This window comes from Paracoccus sp. (in: a-proteobacteria) (assembly GCF_047605025.1).
Taxonomy (GTDB): domain Bacteria; phylum Pseudomonadota; class Alphaproteobacteria; order Rhodobacterales; family Rhodobacteraceae; genus Paracoccus.
Window position 1 is genome coordinate 69,233 of record NZ_JASGGO010000010.1, and the last position, 19,042, is coordinate 88,274.

Sequence of the window (19,042 nt, forward strand, 5' to 3'; positions counted from 1 at the left end):
AGGGCGGCCCCTCTGGGCCGCCCTTCCTCATATCCACCAGCGATGCGTCAGCGCAAAGCGGGTCAGGGCCAGACGCTTGCGAAACTCGGACGGCCCGGCCGCCGCCAAAGCCTCGATGCCACGCGGTGCGGCCTCCAGAACCGCGCGCAGCCCCGCGCCCGGAAACAGCACCGGCGCAAGCTCGCGGGGCAGATCCCGCCGCCGCTCCTTCGCCTCACGAAGCCGTGCGCGCGCCATGCCGGCGATCCCCGCCAAAGCCTGGGGCGAAGGATCCCAAAGCCCCAGGCCCAGACCTTGCAAGACCGGCAGGGCCGCCAGCCAATGCGCCAGCCCGATGCCCTCGGCCTGCGCCGCGATCACGCCCGCAGCCTCGCCGCGCGGCGCATCCGCCTGTCTTTCTTGTCCAAATATCCCACGGGGGTCCGGGGGTGTGAAACCCCCGGCGACATCTCCCCCCAATGCCTCGGCCGCGAATAGCGCAAGCGGCACCGCCGTCCCGCGCACATAATCCGCGACGGCTTCCGGCCCGTCATGCGGTTCACGCAGGCAATCGCGGCGGCGCGGCTCGGCCAAAACCGCCAAGGCTGCCACCCGCGCGCCCCAAGCCTCGGCCAGAGGCGCCATCAACTCATGCGAGGACATGCGGCCCGCGCCGATCTCCTCCAGCCGCTCGACCCACCATTGCAGCCGCATCTCGGCGATCAACGGCTCGGCCGAAGCCAGGGGCGCCCGCGCCAGTTCCAGGTTCAACGCATAAAGCGTCATCAGCCGGGGCCGCGCCTCGGGCGGGGCCAGAAGACAGATCCCGAACCGATCGGGATCATGCGCCCGCAGCGCATCGGCACAAAGCGCAAGGCTCATGCGGGGACCACCTTGTCGCGGATCAGCTTCCAGCGGATCGCATCGACAAGAGCCTCGAAGCTGGCATCGACGATATTCGGCGACACGCCCACGGTGGACCAGCGATGGCCCCGCGTATCGGCGCTGTCGATGATCACGCGGGTCGCGGCCTCGGTGCCGCCGCCGGTGATGCGGACACGAAAATCGACCAGGTGCATGTCGTCGATGGCGGCCTGATAGGGTCCCAGATCCTTGGCCAGCGCCCGCCACAGGGCATTGACCGGGCCGCGATCCTGGCCTTCCTCATCCATGCTTTCGCTGACCGAAAGCATGCGCGCCCCGCCGATCCCGACCACCACGACGGCCTCCGAAACCGAGATGCGCCTGCCCAAGGCGTTCTTGCGCCGCTCGACGGTGACACGATATCGCTCGACCTCGAAATAATCCCGCATCCGGCCCAGTTCGGCCAGCGCCAGCAGCTCGAAACTGGCCTGCGCGCCGTCATAGGCATAGCCCTGATCCTCGCGCGCCTTGACCAGGTTCAGGATGCGCGCCAGGGCGGGATCGTCGCGGTCGACCTCGATCCCCGCCTCGGCCAGGCGCGCGCGCAGGTTCGACTGCCCGGCCTGGTTCGACATCGGGATCACGCGCTGATTGCCGACCAGCGCCGGGTCCAGATGCTCATAGGTCGCGGGGTTCTTCAGGATCGCGCTGGCATGCAGCCCCGCCTTATGGGCAAAGGCCGAGCGCCCGACATAGGGCGCGGCGCGGACCGGCGCGCGGTTCAGAACCTCGTCCAGCCGGCGCGAGATCCGCGTCAGCCCCGCCACCGCCTGGGCCGAAACGCCGGTCTCATAGCCCGAGGCATAGGGCTCCTTCAGCACCAGCGTCGGGATCAGGGTGGTCAGGCTCGCATTGCCGCAACGCTCGCCCAGGCCGTTCAGCGTGCCCTGGATCTGGCGCGCGCCCGCATCGACCGCGGCCAGCGTGCAGGCCACCGCATTGCCGGTATCGTCATGGCAATGAATGCCCAGCCTTGCGCCCGGAATGCCCGCCGCGATCACCGCCCGCGTCACCTCGGCCACCCGGCTCGGCAGCGTGCCGCCATTGGTATCGCACAGAATCACCCAGGCCGCCCCCGCCTCCAGCGCCGTCTTCAGGCAGGTAAGCGCATAGGCAGGATCCTCGGCATGGCCATCGAAGAAATGCTCGGCATCGAACAACGCCTCGCGCCCCTCTGCCGCCAGATGCGCCACCGAGGCGCGGATATTCTCAAGGTTCTCGTCCAGCCCGATCCCCAGCGCCTCACGGACGTGAAAGGGATGGGTCTTGCCGACGATGCAGACGGCGGGCGTCCCGGCATCCAGGACGCCCGCCAGCACCTCGTCATTCTGGGCCGAGCGGCCGGCACGCTTGGTCATGCCGAAGGCGGTCATGGTGGCGCGGGTCGCCGGCGCCTGGGCGAAGAAATCGCTGTCGGTCGGATTGGCGCCGGGCCAGCCGCCCTCGATGTAATCGACGCCAAGCGCGTCCAGCATCCGCGCGATCTCGGTCTTCTCGGCGGCGCTGAACTGGACGCCCTGGGTCTGCTGCCCGTCGCGCAGCGTGGTGTCGTAAAGGTAAAGTCGCTCGCGCGGCATCGGGGTGCTCCCCTTTCGGCTGGCTGGTTCAAGTCATTGCGGCAGGCGGGCGGGATCGAACCCCGCGCCGGCGGACAGTTCGGTCCCGTCGCGGGTCATGCGGATCTCGACCCCGGCCTGGGTCAGGGCATGTTTCAGCGCATCCACGGCCGAGAAATCCTTGCTGGCCTTGGCCTCGGCGCGCAAAGTCTCCATTCGCGCGGCCAGCGCGCTCAGGTCCGGGCCGGAAACGGCCCAATCGCCCAGTTCGTCGCTCAGCAATCCCAGCAGCCGGGCCGAGGCCAGCAGCCCCGGCGCATCGCCCTGCCCCGCCAACTCGTGCAGCGCCGCGATCGCACCCGCCGTATTCAAGTCATCTGCCAGAGCGGCGGTGACGGCGGGTGCCGGGCTGGGCGCCGGGTCGATCCCGGCGGTCAGGCCGCGCCACTTACGCAGCACGGCTTCCGCCTCGCGCGCCTTCTCGGCGGTCCAGTCCATCGGCTTGCGGTAATGCGTCGACAGCAGGACGAAGCGGATCACCTCGCCCGGAATGCCCTGGTCCAGCAGGTCGCGGACGGTAAAGAAATTGCCCAGGGACTTGGACATCTTGCGCCCCTCGACCTGCAACATCTCGTTGTGCAGCCAGACCCGGGCGAAATCGCCATGCGGATGGGCGCAGCAGCTTTGCGCGATCTCGTTCTCATGATGCGGGAATTGCAGGTCGATGCCCCCGGCATGAATGTCGAAGCTTTCGCCCAGCAATTCGTAAGCCATGGCCGAGCATTCGATATGCCAGCCCGGACGGCCCCGGCCCCAGGGGCTGTCCCAGCCCGGCAGATCGGCGTCCGAGGGCTTCCACAGGACGAAATCCATCGGATCCTCCTTGAAGGGCGCGACCTCGACCCGCGCGCCCGCGATCATGTCATCGACCGACCGCCCCGACAGCCTGCCATATCGCGCATAGGACCGGACCCGGAACAGCACATGGCCGTCGCGGGCATAGGCATGTCCACCCTCGATCAGCACCTGAATCATGGCGATCATCTGCGCGATGTAATCGGTCGCGCGCGGCTCGTGGTCGGGGCGTCCGGCGCCAAGCGCGTCCATGTCGGCGTGATACCAGCCGATGGTCTCCTCGGTCCGCTCGCGGATCAGATCCTCAAGGCTGCCCCGCGCGCCCGCCTGCTTGCGGGCCAGGGCAGTGGCATTGATCTTGTCGTCCACATCGGTGAAATTGCGCACATAGGTCACATGATCGGCGCCATGGACATGGCGCAGCAGCCGCACCAGCACGTCGATCACCACCACCGGCCGGGCATTGCCCAGATGCGCGCGGTCATAGACCGTCGGCCCGCACAGATACAGCCGCAGATTCGCCGGGTCCAGCGGCGCGAAGACCTCTTTCGCGCGGGTCTTGCTGTTCGTCAGTCTGATTTCGACCATGACTTCCCCTTTGCGGGCGTCCTCAGGTCAACATGAACCGCCCGCCTGAAATTTCAGCCGGTAATGGTGCAGCGGATGGTGGCGGTTCCTGCCTTCATGCGATCCGCTTAACGCATTGTCTTGTCTCTGCCAAGAGAGGCTGCAAAACTCCTGCCATGAGCCGAGATCTTGTCAACGAAATCTGCGCCGCGCAGCCCGGAGCCGAGCTTTCGGACCCCTGGGACGGCGGGCACGACTGCTGGAAGGTCGGGGGCCGGATCTTTGCCATGACGGGCACGGCGGGCACGCATGTCTCGGTCAAGACCGACAGCACCGAGACGGCCGCCTTCCTGATCGAGACCGGCGTGGCCGCGCGCGCGCCCTATCTGCATCGTAGCTGGGTGGCGCTGCCGCTTGATTCGGCGCCGGACGAATTGGCGCATCGGCTGCGCCACAGCTACCGGCTGGTGCGCGGCGCGCTGCCCAAGAAGGTCCAGGCCGCGCTGCCGCCGATCTAGGCATCACACCAGCGCGGGATCGGCCGACGCCGGACGCTGTTCCCGCCGCCCGGCCACCGGAATCTTGGCGGATCAGGTCGGAACCTGGGTCGCCAGTTGCTGCAAAAGCGCATCCATCTGCTTGCAGAGCGCATCCTCGCTGGTCTTCTGCTCGGTCGCGGCATCGGCCAGCGAACGCTCGACCCCCATGGCCGAGACGGTGCCTTCCTTGCCCTTGGCCTCGGCGGCGTCGCCCTTGGCCGTATCGCCGGCGGGGATCATGGTCAGCAGCCTGTTCTGCGTCTCGACCGCCTTGCTGTCGATGAAGCCCTTGTCCTGGCAATAGGTCAGCACGCCCAGCTGGTTCCTTGCGCTTTCATAGGCGGCGCCGGTATCGGCGGCCGCTGACGCGGCCGGGGGTGCGGTGACGGCGGCGGGCGCCTCGGTCGTGGCGGGGGCCGCCGCCTGCTGCGCCAGCGCCAGGCCGGGGCTGGCAACGAAAAGGGCCGTGGCGGCCAGGGTTGCGAAACGTGCGATCATCTCGATCTCCGTTGATTTTCAGTTCCGGGCGGAACGTGGCATCTTGGCGCCGGTTGCGCAAACCGGGCAGCGGCAGGATCCTGCGCAGAGGACCTGAAATCAGCGAAAAAGCACCAGCGAGCCCGGCGACCAGGTCACATTCGCGCGCGTTCCCACATCCTGGACCTCGCGGCCGAAGACGTTGCGCATGGCGATGCGGACCGGCCGCGCCCTGCCATCGATCCCGGTCGATCCGTCCAGCCGTACGTCGTAATAGGTCATATCGCCGTAATAGACGACCTCGTCGATCACGCCGGGGGTCATGCGGCCATTGACCGGCTGGGCGCTGGACACCAGTGAAACCGCCTCGGGGCGGAAGCCCACCGAGGGCCCCTCGTCGCCCGGATCGGCACGGCTGACATTCGAGACGGGGATCTCGACCCGGCCTAGGCCCGGCACATCGACCTCGACCCCCGCCGCGCTCTCGCCCAGCACATGGGCGGGCAGGAAGTTCATCACACCGATGAAGTTCGCGACCCTGCGGCTGGAGGGGCGGGCATAAAGCGCCTCGGGACCGTCCAGTTGCGCGATCTGGCCCTCGAACATCACGGCGATGCGGTCCGACATGACCAGCGCCTCTTCCTGGTCATGCGTGACCAGCACGAAGGTGATGCCGACCTGACGTTGCAGCTTGATCAGTTCGACCTGCATCTGCTCGCGCATCTTGCGGTCAAGTGCCGAAAGCGGCTCGTCCAGCAGCAGCACCTTGGGCTTCAGGATCAGCGCGCGGGCCAGCGCGACCCGCTGGCGCTGGCCGCCGGACAGCGCATGGCTGGCGCGCGCACCATAGCCTTTCAGCCCGACCATGGCCAGGGCTTCCTCGACCGCCGCCGCTTTCTCGGCCTTGGAGCGCGGATCGCGGCGCAGACCGAAGCCCACGTTCTCGGCCACGGTCAGATGCGGAAAGATGGCATAGGACTGAAACACCATATTGGTGGGGCGGCGGTTCGCGGGCACGTTCTCCATATCCTGCCCGGCGATCAGGACGACGCCGTCGGTGATATCCTCGAAACCCGCGATGGTGCGCAGAAGCGTGGTCTTGCCGCAGCCCGAGGGCCCCAGCAACGAAAAGAACTCGCCCGCGCGGATGGTCAGGTCGATCCCGCGCAGGGCGTGATAGTCGCCGTAATATTTCTGCACGGCGCGGCATTCGATCATCGGCTTGGCCGTCGCCAGGCGATCATGGCGGGTATCGTTCAAAGGAAGCCTCCGGTATCCTTGGCGCCGGTTTTGGCGATGCCGCGACGGCGGAAATATTCGGCGATGGTCAGCAGGATGATCGACATCAGCACCAGGACCGAGCCGAGCGCCATGATCATCGGGATCTGCTTGGGGAACCGAAGCTGGCTGTAGATATAGGTGGGAAGCGTCGGCTCGTTCCCGGCCAGGAAGAAGGCGATGATGAACTCGTCCAGGCTGATCGTGAAGCTCATCAGCAAAGATGAGATGATGCCGGGCATGACCAGCGGCAGGATCACCAGGCGAAAGGCGCTGAAGCGCGTCTCGCCCAGGTCATAAGCCGCCTCCTCAAGCGAGCGGTCAAGCGAGTTGAAGGCCGTGGACAGGATCACCGTGGCATAGGGCATGCAGATCAGCGTATGGCCCAGGATCACCGTCAGGATGGTCAGCTTGACGCCCAGGGACAAAAGCACAACCAGAAGCGAGATCGAGACGATGATCTCGGGCAGCACCAGCGGCAGCATGATCAGCCCCATGATCGGCCCCTTGCCCGGAAACTGGAACCGGGTCGAGGCGCGGGCCGCGAACACCCCCAGGCAGGTCGCCAGCACCGAGGACGAGATGGCGATGGTCAGCGAATTGGTCAGCGCCCGGCGCAGCGAGGCGTTTTCCCACATCTGCACGAACCAGTCGGTGGTAAAGCCCTTCAGCGGAAAGGCGATGATCGTGCCCGAGTTGAAGGCGAAGATGGGCAGAAGCAGGATCGGCGCGTAAAGAAACAGCAGATAGGCCAGCGCATAGGCGCGCAGCCCCATGCCCGCGTTCCCTGCCCCGCCCTTCATTGCCGCACCTTCAGGAAGCGCCGGTTCAGCGCGACGAAGGCCAGGCTCAGCAGCGCGACGATCAGCATCGCCGTGACCGCCAGCGCCGAACCCAGCGGCCGGTTGTCCTGGTCCAGCATCTGGCTTTGGATCATATTGGCGATCATCGGGATCTTGCCGCCGCCGATCAGCGCGGGCGTGACGTAATCGCCGATGGTCGGGATGAAGACGATCAGCGCCGCCGCCACCACGCCGGGCATGGCCAAGGGCAGTGTCACCCGCCAGAAGGTCATCGCCCGGCTTTCGCCCAGATCGCGCCCGGCCTCCAGAAGCGAGCGGTCGATCTTTTCCAGCGCGATGAAGATCGGCAGGATCGCGAAGGGCGCATAGGCATGGGCCAGCGTCATCACCATCGAATTGACGTTATACAGCAGAAAGCTCAGCGGCTGTTCGATGACGCCCAGCGTCTTCAGCCCCGAATTGATCACCCCGTTATAACCCAGGATCACCTTCCACAAGAACACCCGGATCAGGTAGCTGGTCCAGAACGGGATGGTGATCAGGAAGATCCACATCGACTTGCGGGTCGGGCTGACCACGAAGCTCAGGAAATAGGCCACCGGAAAGGCCAGCGCCACCGTGACCAGCGTGACCAGCGCCGCCACCCCCAGCGAGCGCAGCATGATCTTGTGAAAGATCGGGTCGCTCCAGACAGCGCGGTAGTTTTCCAGCGTGAATTCCCGGATCACGGTCAGATAACCGTCCTTCAGGAAGGAATAGGCCAGGATCGTCAGCAACGGCGCCGCCATCACCAGCACGGCATAGCCCAAAGGCGGGGCGACCAGGGTCAGGCCCTGCGCGGTCTGTGATCGGTTTCCTGAGGCCATGTCCTGTTCCCAGCCGCTGGCATGCCTGCCCGTTTGTTACGCAAGTTTTCACAACGGGCGGGGAAGGGAAAGCTTATTTCGAAACGATGCCCCCAGCTTTCCCTAACCTGCCTGAAACTTCGCCACCACCTCACGAAGATGCGGGGCGCGGCGATGCTCGACCAGGTAGATGCCCTGCCAGGTGCCCAAAGCCATCCGCCCGCCCTCGACCGGGATTTGCAGGCTGGTCGGCAGCATGGCGGCCTTCAGATGCGCGGGCATGTCGTCGGGGCCCTCGTCGCGATGGGTGATCCAGCGCATCGAGGGATGATCCGATGGCGGCGCGATCCGCCCCAGCCAAGCCAGCAGATCGGCCTGCACGTCGGGATCGGCATTCTCCTGGACCAACAGCGAGCACGAGCTATGGCGCACGAACAGCGTGACCACCCCGTCGCCCATGCCGACCAGCCAGCGCGCCACCTGCCGCGTGATGTCGTGGCAGGCGGGACCGTGGGTCTGGATGGTAAGAATGCACTGCATGATCTTCAAGGCGCCGGGATCGGCGCGGCATGGAGCAGATGAGTCGCGGCAGAGATCGCATCCCCCAAAGCATCAGCCGTGATCCTCATGGTCATCGCCCAAAGACCGACGCAGGGCAGCATCGACGCCGCAAGCAACCACCCTTTCCAATGCCAAGGCGAACGCCACTCGTCGCCGAACACCTTGGGCACCATGAACAGCAAAAAGGTGAAGGCGGCGGAAAAAATCGCCAACATCAAAAAAATCAGCAACCTGACTGTCAGGATCGCCGGACCCGATCCCTCGGGCGCAGCAATCAGCAATCCCAGAAGCGCGCCGCAGGCGGCAAAGACCGACACCACCATCGGCCACCAAGCATGGACCGCACGCCCCAAGGCATCAAGGGACCGTCTGTCGATCTCGGCCCGGCTCCGCCAGGGCGCCCAGTCTCTCCGCTCCATGGTTTTCTTCGTTTCCCAAATACCCAAACCGCCTACTCCGCCGCCTCGCCCGGCGCTTCCATTTCATCGCTACCGTCATGATCCAGCGCCAGCCGCTTCTGCGTGCGCGCGCCCAGTTCTCGCAGCATCTCGGCCTGGCGGATCACGTTGCCCGAGCCGCGCGTCAGCCGGTCCATCGCCATGGCATGGCTTTTCTGCGCCCGGTCCAACGCCGTGCCGACATCCTCGATCGAGACCACGAAGCCGTGCAGCTTGTCGTAAAGCTGGCCCGCGCGGGCGGCGATCTGCATGGCGTTCGATTCGCGCCGCTCGACCGTCCAGATGTGATCGACCGTGCGCAACGTCAGCATCAGCGTCGTCGGCGTCGCCAGCCCGACGCGGTTCTCCATCGCGAAGCGCGCAAGGTCCGGGTCCACGCGCAACGCCTCGGAGAAGGCCCCTTCGACCGGAATGAACATCAGGACGTAATCGACCGAACCTTCGTCCAGGGCCTGATAGCCCTTGGCGGCAAGCTGCTGGACATGGATGCGGACGGCGGCCACATGGCGGCGCAGGGCCGCGTCGCGCAAAGCCGGATCGTCGGCGTTCACCGCCTCCTCATAGGCAAGCAAAGAGACCTTGCTGTCCACCACCAGCAACCTTCTCTGCGGCATCCTGACGATCACATCCGGGCGCCAGCGCCGGCCCTCGGCATCGGTATGGCTGGACTGCGTTTCGTAATGCGTGCCCCGGATCAGGCCCGAATCCTCCAGGATGCGCTCCAGAATCATCTCGCCCCAGGCCCCGCGCTTCTGGCTGTCGCCTTTCAGCGCGCGCGTCAGCGCCACCGCCTCGGCCGAGATCTGTTCCGAACGCTTATGCAGATATTCGATCTGCTCTTTCAGCCGCGCGCGCTCTTCGTCGGTGGCCTTGTTGCGGGCCTGAAGCTCGGTCTGGAAGCGGTTCACCTGATCGCGGAACGGGGTCAGCAGGGCGCTAAGCTGTTCGCCATGCGATTTCCGCATCTCGCTGCCCTGGACGCGCAGGGTCTCGTTCGCCATCAGGCGAAAATGGCCGGTCATCTCTTCGCGCAGTTCGCGCAGGGTCTGGATGTCGCGCTCGGCCGCCTCGCGGTCCTTGTCGGCGGCAAGGCGGGTCTCGGCCAGTTCGCGCTGAAGGCTCGCCGCCCCCTGCCGCTCGCGGTGCAGCGCATCGGTCAGGCCGTCGCGCTCTTCGACCAGTTCGGCCATGCGCTGGCCCAGCGACTCGGCGCGGGTCTCAAGCCGGCTCGCGGCGACCAACTGTTCGCGCAATGCCTTGCCCTCGGCATCGAGTCGCGCGGCCAGCTCCGCCATATCCCGCGCCGCCGCCAGCGCCCGCGCCTGGGCCGAACCCCGCCCCCGCCACCAGGCGACGCCACAAAAAACCGCGCAAAACGCGAGAAGCAGGCAAAGAAGCCGCAGATTCCCGTTATCCGCCAGCCATGCCTGGATTATTTCGCTGCCTTGCCTCGGCATCCTGCCGACCCCGCCCGTTTCTTGCTGACCTGCCAAGGCGATTGTTCACCTTTTGCCCCGGAATTGCAACCCGTGGCCCCTTTCAATCCGCCCCTGCCGATCCCAGCTTTCCTTCATCAGGACAGGAGATCAGAATGGCCAGGAACGTCGCCCTTATCATCGGTTCGCTTCGCAAGGATTCGCTGAACCGAAAACTGGCGAAAGCCATCGTGAATCTGGCCGGCGACCGGCTTAGCTTTCACGAACTGCATATCGGCGATCTGCCGCATTACAACGAAGAGCTTTGGGCCGACCTGCCCGAGCCTGTCGCACGGCTTAAGGACCGGATCGAGCATTCGGACGCGATTCTGGCGATCACACCGGAATATAGTCGCAGCTATCCCGGCGTGATCAAGAACGCCCTCGACTGGGCCAGCCGCCCCTATGGCGCGAATAGCTGGTCCGGCAAGCCCGCCGCCGTCACCGGCACTTCGCCCGGCGCCATCGGCGCGGCGGTGGCGCAGTTCCACCTGAAAAGCGACATGCTGGCCCTGAACATGATGATGATGCAGCAGCCCGAAGCCTATATCCAGTGGAAGCCCGAGGCTTTCGCCGCCGACGGAGCGATCACCGACGAATCGCTGCGCAAGTTCCTGACGGCCTATGTGGACGCTTTCGCGGCCTTCATCGAGAAGCACCGCTGACAAGCCCCGCGCGCTTGCCGGCCGGGCCTCAACCCGCCGGCTGGCAAGCGCGCATGAAGCCCAGAACGCCCACCGTCAGGCTGCGCAGGTCGCCCATCTGCACGCCGTTTTCGGCGATCCAGTTGAAAAGCATCTTCGGTTCGCAGGCGCCGAAGCCCATCTGCCAATTCGGGAACTGCCTCGTCTCCTGCGTTCCGCGCGAAAGGATCTGCATCCGCTCGTGCCGGGGGTCAAGGGCGATACGGTCCAGCACCAGTTGCAACGCCGCATCCGGCCCCTCAAGCCATTGATAGAAGGCGCCATCCTCCAGATGCAGAAAGCCGGTCAGCGCAAGCTGCGCGTTGCGCGCGCGGGCGCTGACCAGAATACGCTGACATTCGACGGATCGGGGCACAAGCAAGGTCCGGCTGCGATAAAGAGCGAACCCTGTCGGCATCCTATTGATCCAGGAACGAGCGCAGCTTGCGCGACCGCGAGGGGTGCTTCAGCTTGCGCAGCGCCTTGGCCTCGATCTGGCGGATCCGTTCGCGGGTGACGCTGAACTGCTGGCCCACTTCCTCAAGCGTGTGGTCGGTGTTCATGCCGATGCCGAAACGCATGCGCAGCACCCGTTCCTCGCGCGGGGTCAGGCTGGCCAGAACCCGCGTCGTGGTCTCCTTGAGGTTTTCCTGGATCGCGCTGTCCAAGGGCAGCACGGCGTTCTTGTCCTCGATGAAATCGCCAAGCTGGCTGTCTTCCTCGTCCCCGATGGGGGTTTCCAGGCTGATCGGTTCCTTGGCGATCTTCATCACCTTGCGGACCTTTTCCAGCGGCATTTGCAGCTTTTCGGCCAGTTCCTCGGGCGTGGGCTCGCGGCCGATCTCGTGCAGCATCTGGCGGCCGGTGCGCACCAGCTTGTTGATCGTCTCGATCATATGGACGGGGATGCGGATGGTGCGGGCCTGATCGGCGATGGAGCGGGTGATCGCCTGACGAATCCACCATGTCGCATAGGTGCTGAACTTATAGCCCCGGCGATACTCGAACTTGTCCACGGCCTTCATCAGGCCGATATTGCCTTCCTGAATAAGATCAAGGAATTGCAGGCCCCTGTTCGTGTATTTCTTGGCGATCGAGATGACCAGCCGCAGGTTCGCCTCGACCATTTCCTTCTTGGCCTGGCGCGCCTCTTTCTCGCCGCGCTGGACCTGGTTCACGATGCGGCGGAATTCCTCGATATCGACGCCGACGCGCTGGCTGATCATCGCCATCTCGCCGCGCAGATCCTCGACCTGACGGCGCGATTTCTCGAACAGGCTCTGCCAGCCGCGGCCCTTGTTGGCGGACATGCGGTCGATCCAGGTCGGATCCAGTTCCGAGCCGCGATAGGCGTCGATGAATTCGCGACGGTTGATGCGGGCGCCGTCGGCCAGTTTCACCATGCCCGAATCAAGCGACACGATGCGGCGGTTGATGCCATAGATCTGATCGACCAGCGCCTCGATCCGGGCATTGTGCAGGTGCAGTTCATTGACCAGCCCGACGATGCGTGACCGCAGAACCTGGTAATCCACCTCGTCCGACGCCGAGAAGCTGCTATCCTCGTTCAGGGTGGCGGACATGCGGTTGTCCTGCATATGCGCCAGTTCCTCATAGCCCTGGGCGATCGCTTCCAGCGTCTCAAGCACCTTGGGCTTCAACGAGGCTTCCATGGCCGAAAGGGACAGGCTTTGCCCGTCATCCTCGTCCTCTTCCTCTTCGCCGCCGGCCATGGGGTTGCCATCGGCGTCCAGTTCCTCCTCGCGGTTGCTGGCCGAGGGGCCGGCGGCGGAGCGCACGCCCTCCTCGGACAGCACGACCTCCTCTTCGCCCTCCTCGTCCATCGAGCGGCCGAAGGTGGTTTCCAGATCGATCACGTCGCGCAGCAGGATGGCTTCGTCCAGAAGTTCCTGGCGCCACAGCGTGATGGCCTTGAAGGTCAGCGGGCTTTCGCAAAGCCCGGCGATCATGGTGTTGCGGCCGGCCTCGATGCGCTTGGCGATGGCGATCTCGCCCTCACGCGACAAAAGCTCGACGCTGCCCATTTCGCGCAGATACATGCGCACGGGATCGTCGGTGCGGTCCAGCTTCTCGGTCTCGGTGGCGGCGATGACCACCTCGCGCGAGCCGGAGCTGGTCGTCGCGACCTCACCACCCTCGGAGTCTTCGGCCTCTTCGTCGTTTTCGACCACGCGAATGTCCATTTCGGACAGCATCGACATCACGTCCTCGATCTGGTCGGAACTGGCCTGCTCGGGCGGCAGGACGGCGTTCAACTGATCATAGGTGATGTATCCGCGCTCGCGGCCCTCGGCGATCATTCGCTTGACCGCCGCTTGCGACATGTCCAGCGAATGATCGTCGTCCTTGGTGTCGGGCTTTTGGTCGTCGTCGTTGGCTGCCATGCTGGCTCCCTTGAAACGGTGATTCGCGAATCGGCGAATCGGGATCGTCTGTCGAACGGTTCTAGCCGAGGCGAAAGCGGAATCAAACCCTGCGCGCCCAGCCCTGCCTAAGCGATTCCGAATCGAATCGCGGTTGCCGCGTGATTCGACGGGCCTGTCCCCTAGCGCCGCGGCTTGCGCCAGATCTGGTTTTCGATGGCCGCCCGCAACTGCGCGGCAAGCGCCTCGCGGTTCTCGCCGAAATCCGAGATGTCCGACAGGGACGGCGTATCGGCCGCCTGCCGCGCGCGGGCCGATTGCGCCACGCGCCAGGTCAGCCCCTCATCGGCCAGCCCCTCGATCTCGACCTCGGCGCGGGCGACCTCTTCGCGCGCGATGCGGCGCGATTCGATGCGGTCCAGCGCATTGGACAGGATCTCGGCCGCCGCATCCCCGTCCTGGGCGCGCAGCAACGCCGGAGCAGCCCTGACATGGGGCTCGGCCATGATGCTTTCAAGGGCGCGCTGCCCGGCCTGGGAATGCCCGCCCGCCAGCAGGTCATGGACCAGTTGCGCGCGGTCGGCATCCTCGGGGTCCAGCCGCTCCAGCCGCGGCTCGACCGCGCCGATCAGATGGGGGTGCGAGGCGCAGATGGCCAGGATCATCGCCTCGATCATCCCCTCGGCCTCGCGCTCGCCCGCCTTGGGCGAGGAAAGCCGCGAAGCCCGCGTCGAGGCGACCGGCGCCACGGGTTGCGGCACCGCGCCGCGCATGCCCCTGGGTTGCCAGGGGGCACGGACCGGGGCTTCGCGGCGGCGATGGCCGAAAAGCTCCCATTTCAGGGATTTCAGCGCGGCGAAGTAATGATCCCGCGTGTCCTTGTCGGGGATCTTCGCGATGGCGTCGCCAAGCGCCTTGTCCAACGCGGCCTTGCGCTCGGGACTGTCCAGGACGCGGCCCTCGGTTTCGCGCCGCCAAAGCAGATCGACCAGCGGCCGTGATTCCTCCAGCGTCGCCGACATGGCGCCGGCGCCTCGCGCGCGGATCAGGTCGTCGGGATCCAGCCCCTCGGGCAGGAAGGCAAAGCGCAACGCCTGGCCCGGCGCGGTCATCGGCAGCGCCAGATCAATCAGCCGCATCGCCGCGCGCAGCCCCGCGCTGTCGCCGTCAAGCGCGATCACCGGCTCGGGCGAGACGCGCCACATCAGCCGCAGTTGATCCTCGGTGATGGCGGTGCCCAGGGGGGCGACGGCGCCCTCGAAACCGGCGCGGACCAGCGCGATCACGTCCATATAGCCCTCGACCACGATAAGCGGCCTGCCCTTCGCGACCGCCGCCCGCGCCGGGCCGAGATTATAGAGGTTGCGGCCCTTGTCGAACAAAGGCGTCTCGGGACTGTTGAGGTATTTCGCCCGCGCGTTCGGATCCATCGAGCGACCGCCGAAGGCGATGCAGCGCCCGCGCGCATCGCGGATCGGGAACATGATCCGGCCCCGGAAGCGGTCGAAGGGGGCGCCGCGATCCTCGGGCCTGGCGGCCAGACCTGCCTCAACGATCAGCACCTCGGGGACGCCCTTGGCCCGCAGCGCGTTGAAAAGACCCTGGCGCTGGTCGGGCGCGAAGCCGATGCCGAACTGCTCGCAGGCGGGCGCGTCAAGTCCGCGCCGCGCCAGATAGTCGCGCGCGCCCTGCGCCAGCCCCATGCCAAGCTGCATGCGATACCAGCGCACGGCCTGTTCCATCACCTCGACCAGTTCGGTGCGGCGGTCGGCGCGCTGCACCTGGCGGGGATCGCGCTCGGGCATTTGCAGCCCCGCCTCCGAGGCCAAAAGCTCGACCGCCTCCATGAAGCCCATGCCCTCGGCCTCGCGCAGGAAGGTCAGCGCATCGCCCTTGGCATGGCAGCCGAAGCAGTAATAAAACCCTTTCTGATCATCGACATGGAACGAAGCGGTTTTTTCGCCATGGAAGGGACAGGGCGCCCACCAGTCCCCTTTCGCCTGGTTCGAGCGGCGCAGGTCCCAAGTGACCTTGCGCCCGATCACGCGCGACAAAGGCACGCGGGCGCGGATCTCATCAAGGAATTGGGGCGGAAGGCTCATGCGCTCTTATATCGGGTCGCGCGGCGGGGGTGAACAAGGTTCTGCGTCGATGTATTCGGGTATTTGGAAAAACGAAGAAGACGGGCCGTGGCGCCCGACAACATCGGCAAGGCGGCATCAGCGGGCCGGTGATCCGCGCCCTGCCCCGGCTGCGGGCCACGGGCCGCCAAAAGGAAGGGCGGATCTTGCCGGGGCACCTCGCCGCGCCTATTGTCGCGGCATTTCGAAGGGGAAGGCGTCGATGCGGGCAGCTTGGATCGGTTTGGCATTGCTGGCATCGCTTGCCGGCTGCGAGGACCGCATGACGGACTATCCCAGGCTGCTGCCGACCGACCAGCTTCTGGCCGAGCCGGCCCTGCCCTCCCATGCGCGCGATGCGGCCCAAAGCCCCGATGCGGCCGATGCCACGCTTGCCAGGCGCGCCGCGGCCCTTGGCGCGCGCGGCGGCACCGGGCCGGTCTCGGATGCCGGGCTGATGCGCCGGGCCGAGGCGCTGCGCGCCCGCGCGGCCGATCTCAAGACCCGCAGCCTGGACGATTGCCCGGCGGAACAGCCCGATTGCGGCGACCTCGGAAACTAAGCGAAGGACCGGCCATGCCCGTCATCACCTGCATCGACGATCTCAAGGCGATCTATCGCCGCCGCGTGCCGCGCATGTTCTACGATTACGCCGAAAGCGGCAGCTATACCGAAAGCACCTTCCGCGAGAACACGACGGATTTCCAGCGCATCAAGCTGCGCCAAAGGGTCGCCGTGGACATGAGCGGGCGCAGCACCGAAAGCACGATGATCGGCCAGAAGGTCGCCATGCCCGTGGGCCTCGCCCCGGTCGGCATGACCGGAATGCAATCGGCCGATGGCGAGATCAAGGCTGCCCGCGCCGCCACCGCCTTCGGCGTGCCCTTCACGCTTTCCACCATGTCCATCTGCTCTATCGAGGATGTGGCCGCTGCGATCCGCGCGCCCTTCTGGTTCCAGCTTTACGTCATGCGCGACGAGGCTTTCGTCGAGGGCGCGATCGAACGCGCGCGGCGGGCGAACTGCTCGGCCCTGGTGCTGACGCTGGATCTTCAGATCCTGGGCCAGCGGCACAAGGATCTGAAGAACGGGCTTTCCGCGCCGCCCAAGATGACGCTGCCGGTCATGCTGGATCTGGCCACCAAATGGGGCTGGGGCATCGGGATGCTGCGGACCAAACGCCGCTCGTTCGGCAATATCATCGGCCACGCCAAGGGGGTCGGCGACACCTCGTCACTGATGCGCTGGACCAGCGAACAGTTCGATCCGCAACTCGACTGGGGCAAGATCGCGAAGATCCGCGATCTCTGGGGCGGCAAGCTGATCCTCAAGGGCATCAACGATCCCGAGGATGCCCGCATCGCTGCCGATTTCGGCGCCGACGCCATCATCGTCAGCAACCATGGCGGCCGCCAGCTTGACGGCGCGGTCAGTTCGATCCGCATGCTGCCCGAGATCCTCGCCGCCGTCGGCGACCGGATCGAGGTGCATCTGGACAGCGGCATCCGCTCGGGCCAGGACGTGTTCAAGGCGCTGGCCATGGGGGCGCATGCGACCCATATCGGCCGCGCCTTCATCTACGGGCTGGGCGCGATGGGCGAGGCCGGCGTGACCAGCGCGCTTGGCATCATCCGCAACGAACTGGACATTACCATGGCGCTTTGCGGCGAACGGGACGTGCGCCGGATCGGCCGGCAGAACCTGCTGGTGCCACCCGATTTCCTGACGCCCTGGAGCTAATCCCGGCCGGCGGACCGGACCAGCGCGGCGGAATGAGGCCCGCCGCGCATCCGCCGCCGCGCCTCATCGTAGAACAGCGCGATCACCGTGGGCACCCCCACGCCGAAAAGCATCAGCCCCAGGACATCGTGGATGTCCAGTAAGTCCGCCAGCCGGAACGCCCAGACATGCAGGAAATAGATCGTGGCCGAGACCAGCCCCAGATCCACCGGCTGCGGCGGCATCCGCAGTTCGAGCGCCAGCAGGAAGATCAGCGGCGCCGCCACATAGGTCGCGGCCGGCATCTCGATCATCACGCCGGTGCCGAAGCGCGCCTGGACCAGCCATGCCTCGGCGCAAAGAAGCAGCAGCGCCAGGCCCAGGATCAGAAGCGGGCGCGGCCGGGTCGCGGGCACGGTGCCGGGCCGGTTCAGCCGCGCGTTCAGCAGATAGCCGATGGCCAGAAAGGGAAAGCACATGAACAGCCCGTTGCGATAGCGTTGCACAGGAATCTGGGCCAGGCCGGACAGGTCGGCATATTGCATCGCCAACCCCAGCAGCGCGCAGATCGCGGCGGGCAGCACCACGAACCAGACCTCATGCCCCGGCGCCAGCCTGCGCCCCAGCGCGACCAGCCCCGCCAATGCCAGCCCACCGACGAACAGCCCGATCAGGAACCACAGGTGGAAAAACCCCCACAGCAGCGTCGTCGCCAATGAGCGCAGCCCCGTCACCTGCCCCTGCCAGATCGGGAAATAGACCGCCATCCAGAACAGATACAGCACCAGCATCCGCATGAGCCATTTCCCCGCCCGGCCCCCGACCATCGAGATATGCAGGAAGTAGCCGGCGATGATGCAGAACAGCGGCACAAGCGTCCGCATCAGCCCGCTGCCGAAGACGAAAAGCCCCATGGTCGTGTTGTTCTGGATCCAGTTGGTATGGGCCAGGACGACGAAAAGAGAAAGGAAAGTCTTGAGATAATCGAGTGAATGAATACGTCGCAATTCGAAAACTCCATGCGGCCCCTCAGGCATGCGCGATTCGCCCCGCATCTGGCAAGCGGTTTTTCGCTCAGAATGCGCATAAATCCGCCCATTCCAGACCCGCGGAACTTTGCACTTCACATTTCATAGCCTCTCGTGTAACGGCACGGCTCCGGCCATGCACCCTTGGAGGATGGCCGCCAACTCTGACAAAGGACTATCGACATGGCCAAAGAGATTCTGAATCTGGTGGCCGAGGCACGCGCGGGGACAGGCAAGGGGGCCGCCCGCCAAGCTCGCCGCGAAGGCAAGGTGCCCGGCATCGTTTATGGCGACGGCAAGGACCCGCAGCCGCTCGCCCTCGACTTCAACTACCTGCTGACCAAGCTGCGCGCCGGTCGCTTCATGTCCACGCTCTGGAATCTCCAGGTCGAAGGTCAGGAAGATGTCCGTGTCGTCTGCCGCGGCGTCCAGCGCGACGTGGTAAAGGACCTGCCGACGCATATCGACTTCATGCGCCTGCACCGCAACACTCGGGTGAACCTGTTCATCCATGTGACCTTCGAAAACCACGAGGCCGCACCGGGCCTGAAACGTGGCGGCACGCTGGTCGTGGTGCGCCCCGAAGTCGAACTGGTCGTGACCGCCTCGGACATTCCCGATCACATCACGGTCGACCTGACCGGCAAGGAAATCGGCGATTCGATCCATATCAGCGACGTGGTCCTGCCGAATGGCGTGAAGCCGGCCATCGACCGCAATTTCGTCATCGCCAACATCGCGGCCCCCTCGGGCCTGCGTTCGGAAGAGAATGCCGAAGCCGAAGCCTGATC

19 protein-coding genes are annotated in these 19,042 nt (G+C 65.7%); 5 read left to right on the forward strand and 14 right to left on the reverse strand.

Translation table 11 applies throughout. The features are described 5' to 3' along the window. Positions 1 to 27 precede the first annotated feature (27 nt). From QM682_RS07790 to cysS, 3 genes are read right to left on the reverse strand one after another with little or no spacing between them, the layout of a single operon-like run. Positions 28 to 861 (reverse strand): squalene/phytoene synthase family protein, encoded by an 834-nt coding sequence (locus QM682_RS07790; protein ID WP_415128453.1) that lies wholly within the window; start codon positions 859 to 861, stop codon positions 28 to 30. Then, positions 858 to 2,480, reverse strand: a complete 1,623-nt coding sequence (gene cimA / locus QM682_RS07795) for a citramalate synthase (protein WP_415128455.1) — start codon at positions 2,478 to 2,480, stop codon at positions 858 to 860. Before cimA ends, QM682_RS07790 begins: the two co-directional genes overlap by 4 nt. A gap of 33 nt (positions 2,481 to 2,513) precedes the next feature. Further along, positions 2,514 to 3,902, reverse strand: coding sequence for a cysteine--tRNA ligase (gene cysS / locus QM682_RS07800; protein WP_415128457.1), 1,389 nt, complete (start codon positions 3,900 to 3,902; stop codon positions 2,514 to 2,516). A gap of 155 nt (positions 3,903 to 4,057) precedes the next feature. Here cysS and QM682_RS07805 point away from each other — a divergent pair, with 155 nt between their 5' ends. Beyond that, positions 4,058 to 4,399 carry an MmcQ/YjbR family DNA-binding protein gene (locus tag QM682_RS07805; protein ID WP_415128459.1) on the forward strand — a complete coding sequence of 114 codons (342 nt, stop codon included), beginning with the start codon at positions 4,058 to 4,060 and terminating at the stop codon, positions 4,397 to 4,399. A gap of 72 nt (positions 4,400 to 4,471) precedes the next feature. On the opposite strand, the gene QM682_RS07810 is transcribed toward QM682_RS07805, so the two are convergent. The 7 genes from QM682_RS07810 to rmuC all read right to left on the reverse strand — a co-directional run bounded on the left by QM682_RS07810 (position 4,472) and on the right by rmuC (position 10,137). Next, a complete protein-coding gene (locus tag QM682_RS07810; protein ID WP_415128461.1) occupies positions 4,472 to 4,918 on the reverse strand; it encodes a pore-forming ESAT-6 family protein in 447 nt (148 codons plus the stop codon). Between the two features lie 99 nt (positions 4,919 to 5,017). After that, complete coding sequence (locus QM682_RS07815) at positions 5,018 to 6,115, reverse strand: ABC transporter ATP-binding protein (protein WP_415128546.1); 1,098 nt, start codon at positions 6,113 to 6,115, stop codon at positions 5,018 to 5,020. A 38-nt stretch (positions 6,116 to 6,153) separates the two neighbouring features. After that, complete coding sequence (locus QM682_RS07820; RefSeq protein WP_415128463.1) at positions 6,154 to 6,978, reverse strand: ABC transporter permease; 825 nt, start codon at positions 6,976 to 6,978, stop codon at positions 6,154 to 6,156. Next, entirely contained in the window at positions 6,975 to 7,844 is an 870-nt protein-coding gene (locus QM682_RS07825) for an ABC transporter permease (protein ID WP_415128465.1), read from the reverse strand. Before QM682_RS07825 ends, QM682_RS07820 begins: the two co-directional genes overlap by 4 nt. Positions 7,845 to 7,946: 102 nt before the next feature. Then, positions 7,947 to 8,363: a secondary thiamine-phosphate synthase enzyme YjbQ gene (locus QM682_RS07830; RefSeq protein ID WP_415128467.1), complete on the reverse strand. Its 417-nt coding sequence runs from the start codon at positions 8,361 to 8,363 to the stop codon at positions 7,947 to 7,949. Between the two features lie 5 nt (positions 8,364 to 8,368). Then, entirely contained in the window at positions 8,369 to 8,707 is a 339-nt protein-coding gene (locus tag QM682_RS07835) for a hypothetical protein (RefSeq protein ID WP_415128469.1), read from the reverse strand. Positions 8,708 to 8,835: 128 nt separating this feature from the next. After that, positions 8,836 to 10,137 (reverse strand): DNA recombination protein RmuC, encoded by a 1,302-nt coding sequence (gene rmuC / locus QM682_RS07840; RefSeq protein ID WP_415128471.1) that lies wholly within the window; start codon positions 10,135 to 10,137, stop codon positions 8,836 to 8,838. Between the two features lie 296 nt (positions 10,138 to 10,433). Here rmuC and QM682_RS07845 point away from each other — a divergent pair, with 296 nt between their 5' ends. Then, positions 10,434 to 10,982, forward strand: coding sequence for an NADPH-dependent FMN reductase (locus tag QM682_RS07845; RefSeq protein WP_415128472.1), 549 nt, complete (start codon positions 10,434 to 10,436; stop codon positions 10,980 to 10,982). A gap of 28 nt (positions 10,983 to 11,010) precedes the next feature. Here the strand turns inward: QM682_RS07845 and QM682_RS07850 are convergent, their stop codons facing one another. The 3 genes from QM682_RS07850 to dnaG all read right to left on the reverse strand — a co-directional run bounded on the left by QM682_RS07850 (position 11,011) and on the right by dnaG (position 15,486). Next, positions 11,011 to 11,418: a BLUF domain-containing protein gene (locus QM682_RS07850; protein ID WP_415128474.1), complete on the reverse strand. Its 408-nt coding sequence runs from the start codon at positions 11,416 to 11,418 to the stop codon at positions 11,011 to 11,013. A gap of 1 nt (position 11,419) precedes the next feature. Then, positions 11,420 to 13,405 carry an RNA polymerase sigma factor RpoD gene (gene rpoD / locus QM682_RS07855; RefSeq protein ID WP_415128476.1) on the reverse strand — a complete coding sequence of 662 codons (1,986 nt, stop codon included), beginning with the start codon at positions 13,403 to 13,405 and terminating at the stop codon, positions 11,420 to 11,422. Positions 13,406 to 13,566: 161 nt separating this feature from the next. Further along, a complete protein-coding gene (dnaG, locus tag QM682_RS07860; RefSeq protein ID WP_415128478.1) occupies positions 13,567 to 15,486 on the reverse strand; it encodes a DNA primase in 1,920 nt (639 codons plus the stop codon). Positions 15,487 to 15,787: 301 nt separating this feature from the next. On the opposite strand from dnaG, the gene QM682_RS07865 reads away from it, so the two are divergent. Together QM682_RS07865 and QM682_RS07870 are read left to right on the forward strand one after the other, a co-directional pair. Further along, the gene (locus QM682_RS07865) at positions 15,788 to 16,066 is read left to right on the forward strand and encodes a hypothetical protein (RefSeq protein WP_415128480.1); all 279 of its coding nucleotides are present in this window, start codon (positions 15,788 to 15,790) and stop codon (positions 16,064 to 16,066) included. A gap of 14 nt (positions 16,067 to 16,080) precedes the next feature. Beyond that, positions 16,081 to 17,244, forward strand: a complete 1,164-nt coding sequence (locus QM682_RS07870; protein WP_415128481.1) for an L-lactate dehydrogenase — start codon at positions 16,081 to 16,083, stop codon at positions 17,242 to 17,244. On the opposite strand, the gene QM682_RS07875 is transcribed toward QM682_RS07870, so the two are convergent. Beyond that, positions 17,241 to 18,230, reverse strand: coding sequence for an acyltransferase family protein (locus QM682_RS07875; protein WP_415128483.1), 990 nt, complete (start codon positions 18,228 to 18,230; stop codon positions 17,241 to 17,243). The two genes, QM682_RS07870 and QM682_RS07875, sit on opposite strands and share 4 nt — an antisense overlap. Before the next feature lie 204 nt (positions 18,231 to 18,434). Here QM682_RS07875 and QM682_RS07880 point away from each other — a divergent pair, with 204 nt between their 5' ends. Further along, positions 18,435 to 19,040 (forward strand): 50S ribosomal protein L25/general stress protein Ctc, encoded by a 606-nt coding sequence (locus tag QM682_RS07880; RefSeq protein ID WP_415128485.1) that lies wholly within the window; start codon positions 18,435 to 18,437, stop codon positions 19,038 to 19,040. The last annotated feature ends 2 nt before the right edge of the window (positions 19,041 to 19,042 follow it).